General features: G+C 73.5%; 9 protein-coding genes. 5 read left to right on the top strand and 4 right to left on the bottom strand.

Features of this window, described 5'->3' with window-relative positions; genetic code table 11:
* Positions 1 to 103 precede the first annotated feature (103 nt).
* On the bottom strand, positions 104 to 514 hold the full coding sequence (locus tag ACGFYU_RS03910) for a Fur family transcriptional regulator (protein WP_393825628.1): 411 nt from the start codon (positions 512 to 514) through the stop codon (positions 104 to 106).
* A gap of 197 nt (positions 515 to 711) precedes the next feature.
* On the opposite strand from ACGFYU_RS03910, the gene katG reads away from it, so the two are divergent.
* The 3 genes from katG to ACGFYU_RS03895 all read left to right on the top strand — a co-directional run bounded on the left by katG (position 712) and on the right by ACGFYU_RS03895 (position 5,024).
* On the top strand, positions 712 to 2,937 hold the full coding sequence (gene katG / locus ACGFYU_RS03905; protein ID WP_393825627.1) for a catalase/peroxidase HPI: 2,226 nt from the start codon (positions 712 to 714) through the stop codon (positions 2,935 to 2,937).
* 205 nt (positions 2,938 to 3,142) lie between these two features.
* Entirely contained in the window at positions 3,143 to 3,850 is a 708-nt protein-coding gene (locus tag ACGFYU_RS03900; RefSeq protein ID WP_393825626.1) for a tRNA-dependent cyclodipeptide synthase, read from the top strand.
* Positions 3,840 to 5,024 (top strand): cytochrome P450, encoded by a 1,185-nt coding sequence (locus tag ACGFYU_RS03895; protein WP_393825625.1) that lies wholly within the window; start codon positions 3,840 to 3,842, stop codon positions 5,022 to 5,024. Before ACGFYU_RS03900 ends, ACGFYU_RS03895 begins: the two co-directional genes overlap by 11 nt.
* A 48-nt stretch (positions 5,025 to 5,072) precedes the next feature.
* Here the strand turns inward: ACGFYU_RS03895 and ACGFYU_RS03890 are convergent, their stop codons facing one another.
* Together ACGFYU_RS03890 and ACGFYU_RS03885 are read right to left on the bottom strand one after the other, a co-directional pair.
* Positions 5,073 to 6,398 (bottom strand): M1 family metallopeptidase, encoded by a 1,326-nt coding sequence (locus ACGFYU_RS03890; RefSeq protein ID WP_393825624.1) that lies wholly within the window; start codon positions 6,396 to 6,398, stop codon positions 5,073 to 5,075.
* Between the two features lie 22 nt (positions 6,399 to 6,420).
* Complete coding sequence (locus ACGFYU_RS03885; RefSeq protein ID WP_393825623.1) at positions 6,421 to 10,326, bottom strand: Pls/PosA family non-ribosomal peptide synthetase; 3,906 nt, start codon at positions 10,324 to 10,326, stop codon at positions 6,421 to 6,423.
* 207 nt (positions 10,327 to 10,533) lie between these two features.
* Between ACGFYU_RS03885 and ACGFYU_RS03880 the strand changes: the two genes are divergently transcribed.
* Positions 10,534 to 13,110: a molybdopterin-dependent oxidoreductase gene (locus tag ACGFYU_RS03880; RefSeq protein WP_393825622.1), complete on the top strand. Its 2,577-nt coding sequence runs from the start codon at positions 10,534 to 10,536 to the stop codon at positions 13,108 to 13,110.
* Positions 13,107 to 14,069: an FAD binding domain-containing protein gene (locus ACGFYU_RS03875; protein ID WP_393825621.1), complete on the top strand. Its 963-nt coding sequence runs from the start codon at positions 13,107 to 13,109 to the stop codon at positions 14,067 to 14,069. The genes ACGFYU_RS03880 and ACGFYU_RS03875 overlap by 4 nt, the downstream gene beginning before the upstream one ends.
* Here the strand turns inward: ACGFYU_RS03875 and ACGFYU_RS03870 are convergent.
* Positions 14,066 to 16,144: an FUSC family protein gene (locus ACGFYU_RS03870; protein WP_393825620.1), complete on the bottom strand. Its 2,079-nt coding sequence runs from the start codon at positions 16,142 to 16,144 to the stop codon at positions 14,066 to 14,068. The genes ACGFYU_RS03875 and ACGFYU_RS03870 overlap by 4 nt on opposite strands.
* Positions 16,145 to 16,159: the final 15 nt, after the last annotated feature.

Raw genomic sequence — 16,159 nt, 5'->3', positions numbered from 1 at the left:
ACCTGCGGAGCGCCCCGATCTCCCTCACGCAATGTGCACGAGGTCTTCACATCACCGCTTCAGGGCCTTGAGCGCCTCGCCACGTCCTCGCCCCCAGGGACTTTCAGGCGCAGGCCGGACACAGGCCGCGGTAGGTGACCTCGACGTCGGAGACCGTGAAGCCGAAGCGTCCCGCCTCCGGGAGGTCGGCCAGCGGGTCGCCGGTGGGGTGGACGTCGCGGATGAGGCCGCAGCCTGAGCACAGGAGGTGCTGGTGCGGCCGGTGCGCGTTGGGGTCGTAGCGCTTCGCCCGGCCGTCGGTGGACACCTCCACGACCTCGCCCAGCGAGACCAGTTCGCCCAGCGCGTTGTACACCGTCGCCCGGGATATCTCGGGCAACAGCCGTACCGCGCGGGCGTGCACCTCGTCCGCCGTGAGGTGGGTGTGGTCGCCGTCGAGGACCTCCGCGACGACCCGCCGCTGCGACGTCATCCGCCAGCCACGCCCGCGCAGTCGCTCCAGCAGGTCACTCATATCGGCTCACCATTTCCGACGGGATAAGGGCTTGGTGTCCTTCTTGACTTGGATTCCGTCCATCGTAGGATCAGTTTCGCAGTTAGCCAAGGGACAGGAAAACTCCAGAGCGGACCAATGACTGGGGGCCTGGGCCCCGCGCGTTCCACGCATGCCGTTCCTGAACACCGTGATCCGTTTGGTCCGGAAGGATTCCCATGTCTGAGAACCACGACGCAATCGACGCCAAGGCCGAGGGTGGAGGTGGCTGCCCCGTCGATCACGGGCGCGCCGCGCACCCGACCCAGGGTGGTGGAAACCGCCAGTGGTGGCCCGAGCGCCTGAACCTGAAGATCCTCGCCAAGAACCCCGCCGTGGCCAACCCCCTCGGTGAGGAGTTCGACTACGCCGCCGCGTTCAACACCCTCGACCTGCCGTCGGTGAAGCGGGACATCGAGGAGGTGCTGACCACCTCACAGGACTGGTGGCCCGCCGACTTCGGCCACTACGGCCCCTTCATCATCCGGATGGCCTGGCACAGCGCGGGCACCTACCGGATCAGCGACGGGCGCGGCGGCGCCGGGGCCGGCCAGCAGCGCTTCGCCCCGCTCAACAGCTGGCCGGACAACGCGAACCTCGACAAGGCGCGCCGCCTGCTGTGGCCGGTCAAGAAGAAGTACGGCCAGAGCCTCTCGTGGGCCGACCTCATGATCCTCGCCGGCAACGTCGCCCTGGAGTCCATGGGGTTCGAGACCTTCGGCTTCGGCGGCGGCCGTCCGGACGTCTGGGAGCCCGACGAGGACGTGTACTGGGGTCCCGAGACCACCTGGCTCGACGACGAGCGCTACACCGGCGACCGGGAGTTGGAAGACCCCCTCGGCGCGGTCCAGATGGGCCTCATCTACGTCAACCCCGAGGGCCCCAACGGCAATCCGGACCCGCTCGCCGCGGCGCGCGACATCCGCGAGACGTTCCGGCGGATGGCGATGAACGACGAGGAGACGGTCGCCCTGATCGCGGGCGGCCACACCTTCGGCAAGACCCACGGCGCGGGCCCGGCCGACAGCGTCGGCGCCGACCCCGAGGCGGCCCCGCTCGAGGCGCAGGGCCTCGGCTGGAGCAGCACCTTCGGTTCCGGCAAGGGTGGCGACACGATCACCAGCGGCCTCGAAGGCACCTGGACGAACACCCCGATCGCCTGGGACAACAGCTTCTTCGAGATCCTCTTCGGCCACGAGTGGGAGCTCTTCAAGAGCCCCGCGGGAGCGCACCAGTGGCGGCCGAAGGAGGGCGCCGGGGCCGGTACCGTGCCCGACGCGCACGACCCGTCGAAGAGCCACGCCCCGACGATGCTGACGACCGACCTCTCGCTCCGGTTCGACCCTGCCTACGAGCAGATCTCCCGTCGCTTCCTCGAGGAGCCCGCCGCGTTCGCGGACGCCTTCGCGCGCGCGTGGTTCAAGCTGACCCACCGCGACATGGGCCCGATCGTGCGCTACCTCGGCCCCGAGGTCCCGAGCGAGACGCTGCCGTGGCAGGACCCGCTGCCTCCGGTCACGCACGGACTCGTCGACGCCGCCGACGTCACCGCGCTCAAGGGGCAGGTCCTCGACTCGGACCTGTCGGTGTCCCAACTGGTCTCCGCCGCGTGGGCGTCGGCCTCGTCCTTCCGCGGCAGCGACAAGCGCGGCGGTGCCAACGGGGCCCGCGTCCGCCTCCAGCCGCAGAGCGGGTGGGAGGTCAACGACCCCGACGAGCTGGCGACCGTACTGCGCACCCTGACCGGAATCCAGGAGGCCTTCAACGCCGCGCAGGCCGGGGGCAAGCGGATCTCGCTCGCCGACCTGATCGTGCTCGCCGGCGCGGCCGCCGTCGAACAGGCCGCCAAGGACGCCGGCTTCACGGTCGAGGTCCCCTTCACGCCGGGCCGCGCGGACGCCTCGCAGGAGCAGACGGACGTGGAGTCGTTCGCCGCGCTCGAGCCGACCGCCGACGGGTTCCGCAACTACCTCGGGAAGGGCAACCGGCTGCCGGCCGAGTACCTGCTGCTCGACCGGGCGAACCTGCTGACCCTGAGCGCCCCCGAGCTGACGGTCCTCGTCGGTGGCCTCCGCGTCCTCGGCGCCAACCACCAGAGGTCCCCGCACGGCGTGCTCACCACGACGCCCGGGTCCCTGACGAACGACTTCTTCGTCAACCTGCTCGACCTGGGCACGGCGTGGACGCCGACGTCCGCTGACGCGACCACCTTCGAGGCCCGCGACGCCGCCACGGGCCGGGTCAAGTGGACCGGCACCCGGGCCGACCTCGTCTTCGGGTCGAACTCGGAGTTGCGCGCGCTCGCGGAGGTCTACGCGAGCGACGACGCGAAGGAGAAGTTCGTCAAGGACTTCGTCGTGGCCTGGGACAAGGTCATGAACCTCGACCGGTTCGACCTCGTCTGACCATGACGTCCGGGTCGGCCGGGTGCACACCCGGCCGACCCGGACCATCCGGACGCCTTCCACACAACCGTGATGTCCAGCAGGTGAGTTGTCACCCAGTAGACATGGAACGTTGCACACCGTTCGTGTAGCTTCCTTCACGTCGCCGCCACACCTTGGGCACAGGGCCCCTTGGGACTCGCGGCGCGAAGGACTCGACACCCTGTTGACGACAGCAACCGAAGTCTTCACGGTCCGGCCGTACACCCCGCACTGCGAAGTGATCCACACTGATGGCGATCACGCCGTCATCGGCATCTCCCCGGGGAACAGCTACTTCTCGGCCCAACGGGTCATGGACCTCGCCCAGTGGGGCATGCGCAACTTCCAGCAGGTCGACCTCATTTACACCGACATGCACGTGGCCGAGATGTACGAGGCCCTCGGCTACGGCGAGGACGAAGCACGCCGCAAGGCGGTGAAGAACCTGCGCGGTGTCCGCGCCAAGGTCAACAACGCCGCGGCCGAAGCCGACCCCTCCGGAGCGCGCCTGCGCGCCCGCCCGATGTCGTCCCTCACCGACATCCCGGCCTACCGCGCGCTCCACTCGCACCTGAACAACCTGCTCGACAGCGACCCGGATTTCCGGACGACGTGCAACTCCCTGGTCGACGCGTTCCTCTCCTCGAAGGTCCTGAACGGGAAGGCGGCCACCACCCGGCAACGCGAGGTGTGCCTGGAGTACGTCTGCGCGGAAGCGCCTCTCTTCCTCGACACCCCCGCCATCCTCGGGGTGCCGTCCTCCCTCAACTGCTACCACCAGCTCCTGCCGATGGCGGAACTGCTGTACTCGCGCGGCTCGGGCCTGCGCGCCTCGCGCAACCAGGGCCACGCCGTCATCACCCCCGCCGAAGGAGCATCCGATGTCCACTGAGACCCTTCTCGACTTCCCGTTCTCCGCGCGCGGTGACCAGCTCCCCGCCGAGGTCGAGGCGCTGCGCGGCGAACCGGTCAAGCGGGTGCGGACGATCGCCGGCGACGAGGCCTGGCTCGTCTCCTCCTATGAGCTGTGCAAGCAGGTCCTCGAAGACCCGAGGTTCAGCCTGAAGGACACCTCTGCGCCCGGTGTGCCCCGCCAGTACGCGCTGACGATCCCGCCGGAGGTCGTCAACAACATGGGCAACATCACGGGCGCCGGACTGCGCAAGGCCGTCCTCAAGGCGATCAACCCCAAGACCGACGGGCTCACCGACTGGATGCGCGACCACGCCTCCGCCCTCGTCGAAGGCCTCCTGGCCCACGGGGCGCCGGTCGACCTGCGCGGCCAGTTCACCAACCCGTACGCGGAGAACCTGCACTGCCGGATCCTCGGCATCCCCGAGGCCGACGCCCCGCGCCTGGCCGCCAGTCTCGACATCGCGTTCATGAACTCGGCGTGCCCCATCACCGGCGCCAAGCTCAACTGGGACCGGGACATCGCCTACATGGTGGAGCGCCTCGACGACCCCGCCACCACCGGGCTCATCGCCGAACTCGCCGCCCTGCGCGAGGATCCCGACTACGCGCACCTGACGGACGAGATGCTGGCGACGGTCGGCGTCACGCTGTTCGGTGCCGGGGTCATCTCCACCATGGGCTTCCTGACGATGGCGATCGTCTCGCTCATCCAGCACCCCGAGGTGTGGGAGCGGCTGCGCGAGGAGCCGGAGAAGATCCCGGCCGCCGTGGACGAACTCCTGCGCATCAACCTGTCGATCGCCGACGGGCTGCCCCGGCTCGCCCTCGAGGACGTCACCCTCGGGGACGTCGAGGTGAAGAAGGGCGAGCTCCTGCTCGTCCTGGTCGAGGCCGCCAACACCGACCCGGCCGTGTTCCCGGACCCGCACGTCGTGGACATCGACCGGCCCAACGCCGGTACGCACCTGTCCTTCGGCGGCGGAGCGCACTACTGCCCGGCCACCGCCCTCGGCAAGAGGCACACCGAGATCGCCATCGAGGTGCTCCTGGAGAAGATGCCCAACCTCCAGCTCGCCGTGCCGATCGATCAGCTCGTCTGGCGCACCCGCTTCATGAAGCGCCTGCCGGAGCGCCTGCCCGTGCTCTGGTAGCAGCACCGCTGTCCCCGGCCGGGGCGTCCGGCCGGGGGCGCAACCCCGCTACGCCGGCAGTGGCGGGAGGGCCGGCTGGTGGAGCCAGGCCGAGAACAGGTCGTCCAGCGGCTCGGCCGCGTAGCGGGCCGCGTGGCTGATGAACCCGGTGGTGGTGACCACGCCGTGCCGGTGCACCGTGGCCCAGTCCCGCAGCATCGCGAAGAACGCGGCGTCGCCCAGGGCGCGTCGGATCGCGTGCACGGCGAGCCCTCCGCGCTGGTAGAGGCGGTCGTCGAACATCAGCTTGCGGCCCGGGTCGCCCAGCCGGAGGTCCTGCGGCTGCGAGGCCAGCAGCCGGTGGGCGGCGCCCGCCAGCTCGTGCGCGGTGCGGCCGCCGGAGCGCTCCGACCACAGCCATTCGGCGTACTTGGCGAAGCCCTCGTTCAGCCAGATGTGCCGCCAGTCGGCGATGGTCACGCTGTTGCCGAACCACTGGTGGGCGAGCTCGTGGGCGATGAGTCGCTCCGAACCGCGCGCGCCGTCCACGTGGTTGGTGCCGAACAGGGAGAGCCCCTGGGCCTCCACCGGGACGTCCAGCTCCTCGTCGGCGACGACCACCGCGTACTCGCCGAAGGGATACGGCCCGAACAGCTCCTCGAACAGCCGCATCATGGCGGGCTGCCGGGCGAAGTCGCGCGAGAACCGCGGCAGCACGTGCGCCGGCACATGGGCGCTCTGCGGAACACCGCCGAGCCCGGGTTCGCCGAGCAGCACCGTCTCGTACAGGCCGATGGACAGGCCGACCAGGTAGCTGGAGGTCGGCGCGGGCTGCTCGTACACCCAGGTGGTCGTGGAGGCCTTGGTCGTACGGGTGAGCAGCCGGCCGCCGGCCACGACCGTGTAGGCGGACGGCGTGTTGACGGAGATCTGGTACGAGGCCTTGTCGGCGGGCCGGTCGTTGCACGGGTACCAGGAGGGCGCGCCGACCGGCTGGCTGGCCACCAGCGCGCCGTCGGTCAGCTCCTCCCAGCCGAGGCCGCCCCAGGGGCTGCGCACGGGCCTGGGGTTGCCCGCCCAGTGCACCTCCACGGTGAAGGCGGACCCGGCGGGCAGCGGCTTGGCCGGGCGGACGCGGAGCCTGCCGCCCCGGTGGGCGTAGTGCGGGGCCCGGCCGTTCACCAGGACCCGGCCTATTTTGAACTCGGCCAGGTTCAGCTGGAACTCGGCGAGCGGTGCCCGCCCGGCGATGGCGCTGAGCCGGGCCGTCCCGGCCAGCCGGTTGGGCCCGGGACGGTATTCCAGAGCGAGTTCGTACCGGTGCACGCGGTAACGGGCGTCGCCGTTGGCCGGAAAGTACGGGTCCGATGCCGCCGCTGTCTTCTGGCCGTTCACTGCCGCTTCCGTTCTGGCCCCGTCAGGACCGCCACGCCTCGATCGGATTGCCCAGCCAGCGGGAGTCGGCGGGGACGGATTCCCCGGCCATCACGAGGGAGGCCGGACCCAGTGTGCTGCGGGCCCCGACGGTGCTCCCGGGCAGGACGATTCCGCCCGGGCCCAGGGTGGCGCCCTCACGGAGGACCACAGTATCCGTCCTCAAGATCCGGTCGTGGAAGAGGTGCGTCTGCAACACACAGCCGCGGTTCACGCTGACCGCGTCGCCCAGCACCACCAGGTCCGTCTCGGGCAGCCAGTAGCTCTCGCACCACACGCCCCGGCCGATCCGGGCACCGAGCCCGCGCAGCCACAGGGACAGCAGCGGTGTCCCGGGCACCGAGCCGACCAGCCACGGCACGGCCAGGACCTCGACGAAGGTGTCGGCCAGCTCGTTGCGCCACACGAAGCCGCTCCACAGCGGGTGCTCCCCCGTCCGGTGCCGGCCCACCAGCAGCCACTTCGCGGCGACCGCGACCACGCACGCGGCCGTACCGGCGGCGAGCAGGGCGGCTCCGGACAGCAGCGCGGCTCCCCCGATCCCCAGACCGCTCGCCGTGCTCAGCGCGCAGAGCGCCGCCACCGTCAGTACGGCCAGGGCGGCCGAGCAGAACACCGGGACGAGCCGGCACAGCTCCACCAGTCCGCGCGCCCACAGCAGGTGCGCGGGCGGGTCGTAGGTGCGGCTCCGATCGGCGTTCGCGGCGGACCGCGGCAGCTTGACCGGCGGCAGGCCCAGATAGGAGCTGCCCTTCTTGGCCTTCTTCGGGGTTGCGGACAGGACGCCGACCAGCCCGTCGTCGGGCACGGCGCGGCCCGGCGCGGTCATTCCGGAGTTCCCGAGGAAGGCGCGGCGGCCGATCTCGGAGGGGCCGATCCTTATCCAGCCGCCGCCCAGTTCGTAGGGGGCGGTCAGGGTATCGTCGGCGAGGAAGGCGCCCTCGCCGACGGTGGTGAGGCTGGGCAGCGCGAGCACGGTGGACACCTCCGCGCCCCGGCCGATCTTCATGCCGAGCAGCCGCAGCCACACCGGTGTGATCAGCCCCGCGTACAGCGGGAAGAGCGTCTCCCGGGAGAGGTCCATCAGCTGGGTGACCGTCCAGGCCTGCCAGCCGACCCGGCTGTGCGTCGGGTGGACTCCCGTCCGCAGGGCCAGGCTGAGCAGGCGTACGGTGACCAGCAGCAGCAGCGCGTACGCGAACCCGAAGGCGAGCGCTCCCGGCACCACGGCGAGCAGCGCCCCGCCCAGCGCCCGGCCGAATCCGGCGTCGGCGGGCACGAACCGGCTCACCACGAGCAGGGCGGGCACGGTCGCGAGCACGGGCAGGGCCGTCAGGCAGAAGCCGGTCGCCCCGTACATGGCGCGCCACCACAGCCCGCGCGGCGGGCGCTGCCCGGGCCAGTTGCGCTTGGCCCTGCCGAGTTTGACGGCGGGGGCGCCGGCCCAGCGCTGCCCGGTGGGGATCTGTCCGGCCACGGCGGATCCGGGGGCCACCTCGGCCCGCTTGCCGACCCGGGCGCCGGGGAAGAGCATGCTGCGGGTGCCGACCACGGCGCCCGCGCCGACCTTGACCGGGCCGATCACGAGCCGGTCCCCGTCCAGCCAGTGTCCCGAGAGGTCCACCTCGGACTCGACGGCGCAGCCGCGGCCGAGCTTGAGCATGCCGGTGACCGGAGGCAGGGCGTGGAGGTCCACCTCGGGGCCGACCTTGGCGCCGAGCGCCCGGGCGTAGCGTTCCAGCCAGGAGCCGGTGAGCGAGGTCGCGCCGACGTACTCGGCCAGCCGCTCGGCGGTCCACAGCCTCAGGTGCACGCTGCCGCCGCGCGGGTGTCGGCCGGCCTTCACCCCGCGCAGCAGCAGGCGGGCGCCGCCGGCCGCGATGGCGAGGCGGCCGGGCGGGCTGAAAAGCAGCGCAGCGCCGGCGGCGACGAGCCACCACGAGGCGGTCGGCGCCCACGGGTAGGGACCGAAGTGGTGGAGGACGTTGCCCAGGGCCAGCAGGGCCACCGTCCAGCGCAGGCCGACCAGGGTGAACAGCGGGAGCAGCAGGAGCGTCTGGATCGCCTTGGTCCGGAAGGGAACCGGGGCGACGGTCCGTGCGGCGCCGTCGTCCTGTGCGGACTTCTCCAGCCGCCGGGCCAGCTTGCGCAGGGTGGGCTGCTGGTAGATGTCGAGTACGGCCGCGCTCGGATAGCGGGTGCGCAGCCGGGTGGTGAGCCGGGCCGCGGCGAGGCTGTTGCCGCCGATCGCGAAGAAGTCGTCGGCGGCGCCGGTGACGGCCACGCCGAGGGTCTCGCTCCACTGCTCGGCGAGCCAGGCCTCGGTGCCGTACAGCTGCTCGGCGGGGCCGGTGGTCTCCAGATCGGGCAGGGGCCAGGGCAGCGCGTCCCGGTCCACCTTGCCGGAGGTGCGGGTGGGCAGTTCGGCGACGGGCGCGAGCAGCGGTACGAGGGCGGCGGGCAGTTCGGCGCGCAGCCGCTCGACGGCGGCCGCGTGGTCCCAGCCCTCCTGGGTGACCAGGTAGCCGACGAGCAGCTGGTTGCCGCTGCGGGCGGTGCGGACGGCGGCGGCCGCGCCGGCGACGCCGGGCAGGGCCTGGAGGGCGGCGTCCACCTCGCCCAGCTCGATGCGGCGCCCGCCGAGTTTGATCTGCTCGTCGCCGCGGCCGAGGAAGACCAGCCCCTCCGGTTCGGCGCGGACGAGGTCGCCGCTGCGGTAGGCGCGCTCCCAGCCGACGGAGTCCAGCGGGGCGTACTTCTCGGCGTCCTTCTCGGGGTCGAGGTAGCGGGCCAGGCCGACGCCGCCGATCACGAGCTGGCCGCTGCCGCCCATCGGCACCGGCTCGCCGGACTCGTCGACCACGGCCAGCTCCCAGCCGTTCAGCGGGAGGCCGATGCGGATCGGTTCCTCCCCGGTGAGCAGGGAGGCGCAGGCGACGACGGTGGCCTCGGTGGGTCCGTAGGTGTTCCAGACCTGGCGGCCCTCGGTGACCAGGCGCTGGGTCAGCTCGGCCGGGCAGGCCTCGCCGCCGAAGATCAGCAGCCGGACCTCGTTGAGTGCCTCGGGCTCCCACAGCGCGGCCAGGGTCGGCACGGTGGAGACCACGGTGATCTCCTGGTCCACCAGCCAGGGACCGAGGTCGGCGCCGCTGCGCACCTGGGAGCGGGGCACGGGCACCAGGCAGGCGCCGTAGCGCCAGGCCAGCCACATCTCCTCGCAGGAGGCGTCGAAGGCGACGGACAGTCCGGCCATGACCCGGTCGCCGGGGCCGATGGGCTCCTCGGTGAGGAAGAGCGCGGCCTCGGCGTCCACGAAGGCGGCGGCGCTGCGGTGGCTGACGGCGACGCCCTTGGGCTTGCCGGTGGAGCCGGAGGTGAAGATGATCCAGGCGTCGTGCCCGGGGCCCGGCCGGGCGGCGGACCCTCCCGCGTCGGCGGGGGCGCTGACGTCGATGCGCCGTCCGGCGCCGAGCACCGCCCGCACCCCGGCCTCGCCGAAGACCAGCTCGGCCCGCTCGTCCGGGTCCTCGGCGTCGACCGGCACGTAGGCGGCGCCCGCGGCGAGGACGGCGAGGACGGACGCGTACAGCTCGTTGGTCCCGGACGGCACGCGTACGCCCACCCGGTCGCCGAGCCCCACCCCGGCGGCCGCGAGAGCGCGCCGCCGGCGCTCGACCTCGGCGGCCAGCGCCCGGTAGGTCAGCTGTTCGGTGCCGTCGTCCAGGGCCGGTTCGTCGGGGTACGCCCGTACGGAGGCCTCGAAGATGTCGACGAGGGTGCGCGCCGGGGCGGCGGGCCCGGCGGAGAACCGGGCGGACTTGCCGGACTCCTCGTGCCCCTCCCCGTCGTCGAGCAGAGTGAGTTCGCCGTGCTCAGGTGTGGCTGCCATCGGCCCTCGCGTGTCGCTCCCGGAAACAACCCACCAGCCTAATCGGTCATCAAGGATTTTCCCGTTGAAGCCTTGCGCGTGGCCGGTAAACAGCGGTAGGGGGCCGCGCGTCGAACTGCGCCGACCCCGGGAGCGGGATATCAAGGACCGAGAAGGCGAGCGCGCGAGGCCCGGCGGTCGCCGCCCCACGGTTGAGGAGTACGTCTCGTGGAGTTCGAGGTCAATGGCGCACAGCGCACGGTGGACGTGGACGACGACCCGGCCGCCGCGGAGGTGGTGCGCGACCGGCTGGGTCTGACCGGCACCAAGCTGGTCTGCGCGGGCGGGGTGTGCGGGGCCTGCACCATCCAGGTCGACGGCGAACCCCGGGTGTCCTGCCTGACGCCCGCGGTCGGGCTGGCCGGCCGGCGGGTGACGACGGTCGAGGGCCTGGCCGGCCACCCGGTGGCGCGTGCCTTCGCCGGCGAGGACGCCCTCCAGTGCGGCTATTGCACACCGGGGTTCGTGGTCGAGGCGGCGGCCTTCCACGAGCGGTGGCGGGCCGCGCACGGCCGCACGGCGCCGGGGCGGGAGCAGATCGCGGAGGCGCTGTCGGGCCACCTGTGCCGCTGCGGCGCCTACGAGCGGATCTTCAGCGCGGTGGCCGCGGCCTGCGCGGGCGACTACGACGAGGCCCCGACCGGTACGGACGCACCGGCGGTCCCCCGCACCGAGGCCCCGGAGAAGGTCGACGGCTCGGCCCGGTACACGACGGACCTGCGGCCCGAGGGGCTGCTGGAGGGGATCCTCATCCGGTCGCCGCACGCACACGCGCACGTACGCTCCCTGGAGGCCGGGAACGTCCCGCTGGTGCCGCTGCTTCCCCCCGACGGCGTGGTGCGGTACGTGGGGCAGCCGGTGGCCGCGGTCGCGGGGCCGGACCTGGCCGCCGCACGGGCCGCCGCGCAGCGGGTCAGGGTGGACTACGAGGTGCTGCCGGCGGCCCTGGACCCGGCGCAGGCCCGCGCCGGGCAGGGACCCTTGGTGTACGAGGACAAAGCCTCCCGCAAGCGGGCGCCCGGTTCCGGCGAGACCCCCCAGCTGCTGCCCGCCCGCTGGCGCGGCAACCTGAGGGGCCCGACCGCCATGAGCAAGCGCCCCGCGACGGCCGTGCGCCGGATCACCGAGGCCCGGGTCCGCAGCCCCGAGCGGGTGGTCGAGGGCGTGTTCACCACCTCGGGCCAGACCCACACCCCGCTCGAACCGCACGCCTGTCTTGCCCAGTGGGTCGACGGCACCCTCCACCTGGACGTGTCCACGCAGTCGGTGAGGAACGTGGCCGAGCAAGCCGCCGAGCGCTTCGGCGTGCCCGTCGATCGGGTGGTGGCGAGGGCCGTCCACGTGGGTGGCGGCTTCGGCTGCAAGATGGGGCTGACCTCCGACGTGGTCGCCGCCGTGGAGCTGGCCCGGCTGCACGGCGCGCCGGTGCGGGTGGTGCTGGCCCGCGACGAGGAGCTCACAGACGGCGGATACCGCCCCGGCACCCGGATCCGGCTGGCGATGGCCGCGGACGCGGCCGGCGAGCTGAGTGCGCTCGCCATCGACGCGGACAGCGACGGCGGGGTCTCGGTGGGCGGTTCCGTGGCGTCGCTGGCCCGGTTCATGTACGGCAAGGCCCCGCGCCGGCTCCGCGATTTCGACACGGTCACCCACCGGCCTCCGGGCGCACCCTTCCGCGGCCCGGGCGGACCCACGATGTGCTGGGCCCTGGAGCAGGCAGTCGACGAGATGGCCCACCGGCTCGGCCAGGACCCGATCGCCCTGCGCCGCCGCTGGGACGGCAACCCCAAGCGGCACGCCCTGTACGACTGGGCGGCCTCCCTGCCGGTCTGGTCCGGGCCCCGGGGCGGCACCGGGCGGCTGCGCCGCGGCGTCGGCGTCGCGGCGGGCAACTGGCTGTACTTCCTCGATCCCGTCACCGAGGTCGAACTCTCCGTCGAGGACGGCGTCGTCGTCGCCCGCTGCGCGGTGCAGGACATGGGTACGGGATCGCGGACCGTGCTGCGCCGGGCCGTCGCCGAAGCCCTCGGCGTGCCGGAGGGGCGGGTGCTCGCCGAGGTCGGCCGGAGCACTACCGTCCACGGCCCCACGTCCGGCGGCAGCCGCACCACGCCCTCCGTCGTGCCCGCCGCCGTGGACGCCGCCGACCGGCTGCGCGCCGCGCTCGGCGCCACCGACGCCGACGGGGACGTGGTCGCCCGGCTGGACACGGCGGACGGCGTACGGGTGACCGGCCGGCGCCCCCGCGACCACCGGGGCTTCGCGCTCCCCTTCGCCCTGGGTGGAGTGGCGATCGGCCGCGGCTTCACCGGCTCGGTGCAGGTCGCCGAGGTCGAGGTGGACACCCGGCTCGGCCGGGTCCGCCCGCTGCGCGTGTGGAGCGGCATCTCCGCGGGCCGCATCCACGAGGACCGGCTGGCCCGCAGCCAGTGCGAGGGCGCGGTGGTCCAGGGCATCGGCTACGCCCTGTACGAGGAACGGCGCACCGACCCGGCGACCGGCCGGGTGCTGACCGAGAACCTGGAGGACTACCGCATCCCCGGGATCGGCGACACCCCCGAGATCACCGTCCACTTCCACCAGGAGGGCTTCGAGCACGTCCCCGGCGGCGGTGTCGGCCTCGGTGAGGTCGCCACCCTGCCCACTGCGGCCGCTCTCGCCAACGCGGTGCACGATGCCACCGGCTGGCGCCCGTACGACATGCCCATCCGCCCCGACCGGCTCCTGGAAGGACTGCGCCGTTGAGCACCGAGCCCGCCCTCACCGACCTGTCGGCCGCCGTCCTGGCCCGTGGCGGGGAACTGCGCGCCGGTGGCACCGACACCACAGCCCGGCAGCGCAGCGGCATCTCCCCGGGACCGTTCACCGACCTGGGGGGCGTCGGCCACCTGCGCGGCTGCAGCCCGCTGCCGGGCGGCGGACTGCGGATCGGCGCGCTGACCTCCCTCGCCACGCTGGCCTCCGACCCGCAGGTACGGGACGGCTGGCCGGCCCTGGCGGTGTCGGCCCGGGCCGCGGCCACCCCGCAGATCCGCGCGGCCGGCACCCTGGGCGGCAACCTGCTGCAGCGCAACCGCTGTTGGTACTACCGCAATCCGCACATCGGCTGCCTCCAGAAGGGCGGCACCGACTGCCCGGCGCGCGCGGGCGACCACCACTTCGGCGTGGTCAGCGGGAACGGCCCGTGCATCACCCCGCACCCGTCCACCCTCGCCATGGCCCTGCTGACCTACGACGCCGAGGCCGAGATCCACGGCGAATCGCCGCGCAGCGTCGCCGCCTTGTACGGCGACGGCGACCGACTCCACCACGCCGACCACCTGCTGCCGCCCGACCGCATCCTCACCTCGGTCCGGCTGCCCGCTCCCCTGCCCGGCGAACGCGCGGCCTGCCACCGGGCCACCAGCAGGGCTCACGCCGAATGGCCCCTGGTGGAGGCCACCGCCCGGCTCGCGCTCGACGGCGCCACCGTCACCCACGCCGCCGTGGCCGCGGGCGGGGTGGCGCGCGTCCCGGTGCGGCTGACGGAGGTGGAGGCCGTCCTGATCGGCCGCGAGGCCACCCCCGAGCTCCTCGCCGAGGCGGCCGCGACCGTCCTGGACCGCTGCCGCCCCCTGCCGCAGACCGGCTACAAGACCACCCTGTTCCACCACACCGTCCTCGAAGTGCTGGAACAGGCCGTCGGCCGGCCCGGCGGGCGCTAGCGGGTGTCCGCGGCCGTGATCCGCTCCAGGTCGGTCATCAGCGAGTGCAGCCAGGACACGGTCGCGTAGTACCCGCGCGAGGCTCCGGGCGGCTCCGCGGTGAACCCGTCGGACGCCGGATCGCGCGGCGGCAGGGGGGCCGCCGGGGTGTCCCCCACCAGGTCGAGGCGCGCCGACACCAGGAGCAGGCGCCCGGCCACCCGGTCCCCGAGGCGCGTCATCAGGGCGGCCGCCTCCCGGCCCAGGGGCGGTACGACGACCCGCCCGGGTGCGGGCGGCGCGAGCAGCCGGTCCGCGCCCCACAGCGTGTGGTGACCGGTCATCAGAGCCGCCTGCCAGTCGGTGCCGGGCCGTGGCCGGCCGTCGTCCCCGAAGCGGGTCGGCTCGCTCTGGAACTGCGCGTACGCCGACTCCGCGAGGATCAGCGCGTGCCGCAGCGACCGGTGGCCCACCGCGCCGACGGCCTCGTCCCGTACCCCGCCCGCCGCCACCGAGGCGCTCGTCGCGACCACGATCTCCGCCGCCCTGCGCAGCAGCCCCGCCGTGGCGCGGCCCAGCTCGTCGTGTGCGCCCCGGGGCCAGGCCAGGAGCCCGAACACGGCGCCGATCGCACTGCCGATCAGCACGTCCAGCATCCGGAGCCCGGCCAGCCGCCAGTCCGCCGGCGCCAGCTGCGCGAACACCAGCGCCACCAGCACCGTGAACAGCCCCTGGGCCCACCCGACCCCCCGTACCGGCCCGACCGTGAAGGAGACGAGCATCCACACCGGCAGCACGACGGCGTACACCACGGTGTCGGAGCCACCCAGGGTCAGCAGCCCCGCGGTCACCAGCGCGCCGACGAACGTGCCGGCCAGCGCCACCCGGATCGTGCTCCAGGTCGCGCCGACGGTCGTCCGCGTCAGGCTCAGGGTCGCCAGCATCGCCCAGAACCCGTGCGGCAGGGTGTCCAGCCCGGCGACCAACCGGACCGCCGTCAGCGCGAGTCCGATCCGCACCGCGTTCTGGAAGAGCACCGACCTCTGTCCCGCGTGCCCCTGGATCCGGTGCCACCACAGTCGCGGCGCCCGCATCCGCGCGTACCAGAACCGTCCCGGCGCCACGCCCGTCCCCGCGGCCCGCCCCCGTACGGCCACGTCGGCGGCGGTCGCCATCGCCAGAGCGGCGTCCGCCACCTCCAGGGCCGCCGCCTGCCACCGCAGCACCGCCGGAGCCGCCTGCTCCGGGTCCGCCCCGGCCAGCCGGGCGCGGGCCGCGACGAGGTCCTCGTACTCCTCCCCGGGACCGGGAAGCGGGCCGGTCAGCTGCCGCAGCCGTTCGGCCGTCCGCTCCGAGAGCCGTTCCACGCCGCGCGGCACGTCCGGACCGGCGCCCCCGGATGCGGCGCCGGGCACCTGCGACAGGCGGTTCAGCAGAGTGCGGGCGGCCAGGCCCGTGTGCGCCAGCGCCCGGTCGCGCAGGCCCGGACCGGCCGGGCGGTCCGCCTCGGGCACCTTCAGGAAGCGCAGGTTCGTCGCCGCCTCGCGCGCCTCCCGGAGCGTGTCCGGCGAGGGTGCGTACGGCGGCCCGGCCAGCTCCCGGGCGCAGCGCGCGGCGGTCTGCGCGGCGCGCGCGGCGAGTTCCCGGTAGGGGGTGGTGGGCGGTTCGGGGAAGAGGTACCGCTCGGCCAGGACGAGCAGCGCGAGCCCGACGGTCGTGCCGGTCAGGCGCTCGCCGAGGGAGCCCGGATCGTACGGCGGGAAGGACGGCAGGATGTACAGCAGTTGCAGCCCCGGTCCGGCGCCCGCCGGTCGGGGCCCGCCCACGGCGGCGAAGGCCAGGGCGAAGCCGACGACCAGCATGCCCGCCACCGCGCTCCAGGTCCGGACGGACAGGTAGGTGCCGATGACGACCAGCAGCCAGCACACCGGCAGCAGCCGCAGCACCAGCGCGGCCCGCTGCGGTCCCGTGCCGGGGATCCGCGAGAGTCCGGCCAGGGCCACGGAGGAGAACAGCGCGTACGTCGCGCCGGTGGCCGAGCCGAATCCGTAGAGGAACAGGTAGAACCCGCCGGCGGCGACCAGCGTCACCCGCACCGCGCGGCGCCCCGT

Origin of the sequence: Streptomyces sp. NPDC048337 (assembly GCF_043201175.1) — a bacterium.
Taxonomy (GTDB): Bacteria; Actinomycetota; Actinomycetes; order Streptomycetales; family Streptomycetaceae; genus Streptomyces.
This window is presented reverse-complemented; position numbering and strand designations above follow the sequence as displayed.

Bases quoted from the DNA above. Each gene is read 5' to 3' on its own strand.
- katG (WP_393825627.1), top strand. From the start codon at position 712: ATGTCTGAGAACCACGACGCAATCGACGCCAAGGCCGAGGGTGGAGGT.
- ACGFYU_RS03910 (WP_393825628.1), bottom strand. From the start codon at position 514: ATGAGTGACCTGCTGGAGCGACTGCGCGGGCGTGGCTGGCGGATGACG.
- ACGFYU_RS03885 (WP_393825623.1), bottom strand. From the start codon at position 10,326: ATGGCAGCCACACCTGAGCACGGCGAACTCACTCTGCTCGACGACGGG.
- ACGFYU_RS03895 (WP_393825625.1), top strand. From the start codon at position 3,840: ATGTCCACTGAGACCCTTCTCGACTTCCCGTTCTCCGCGCGCGGTGAC.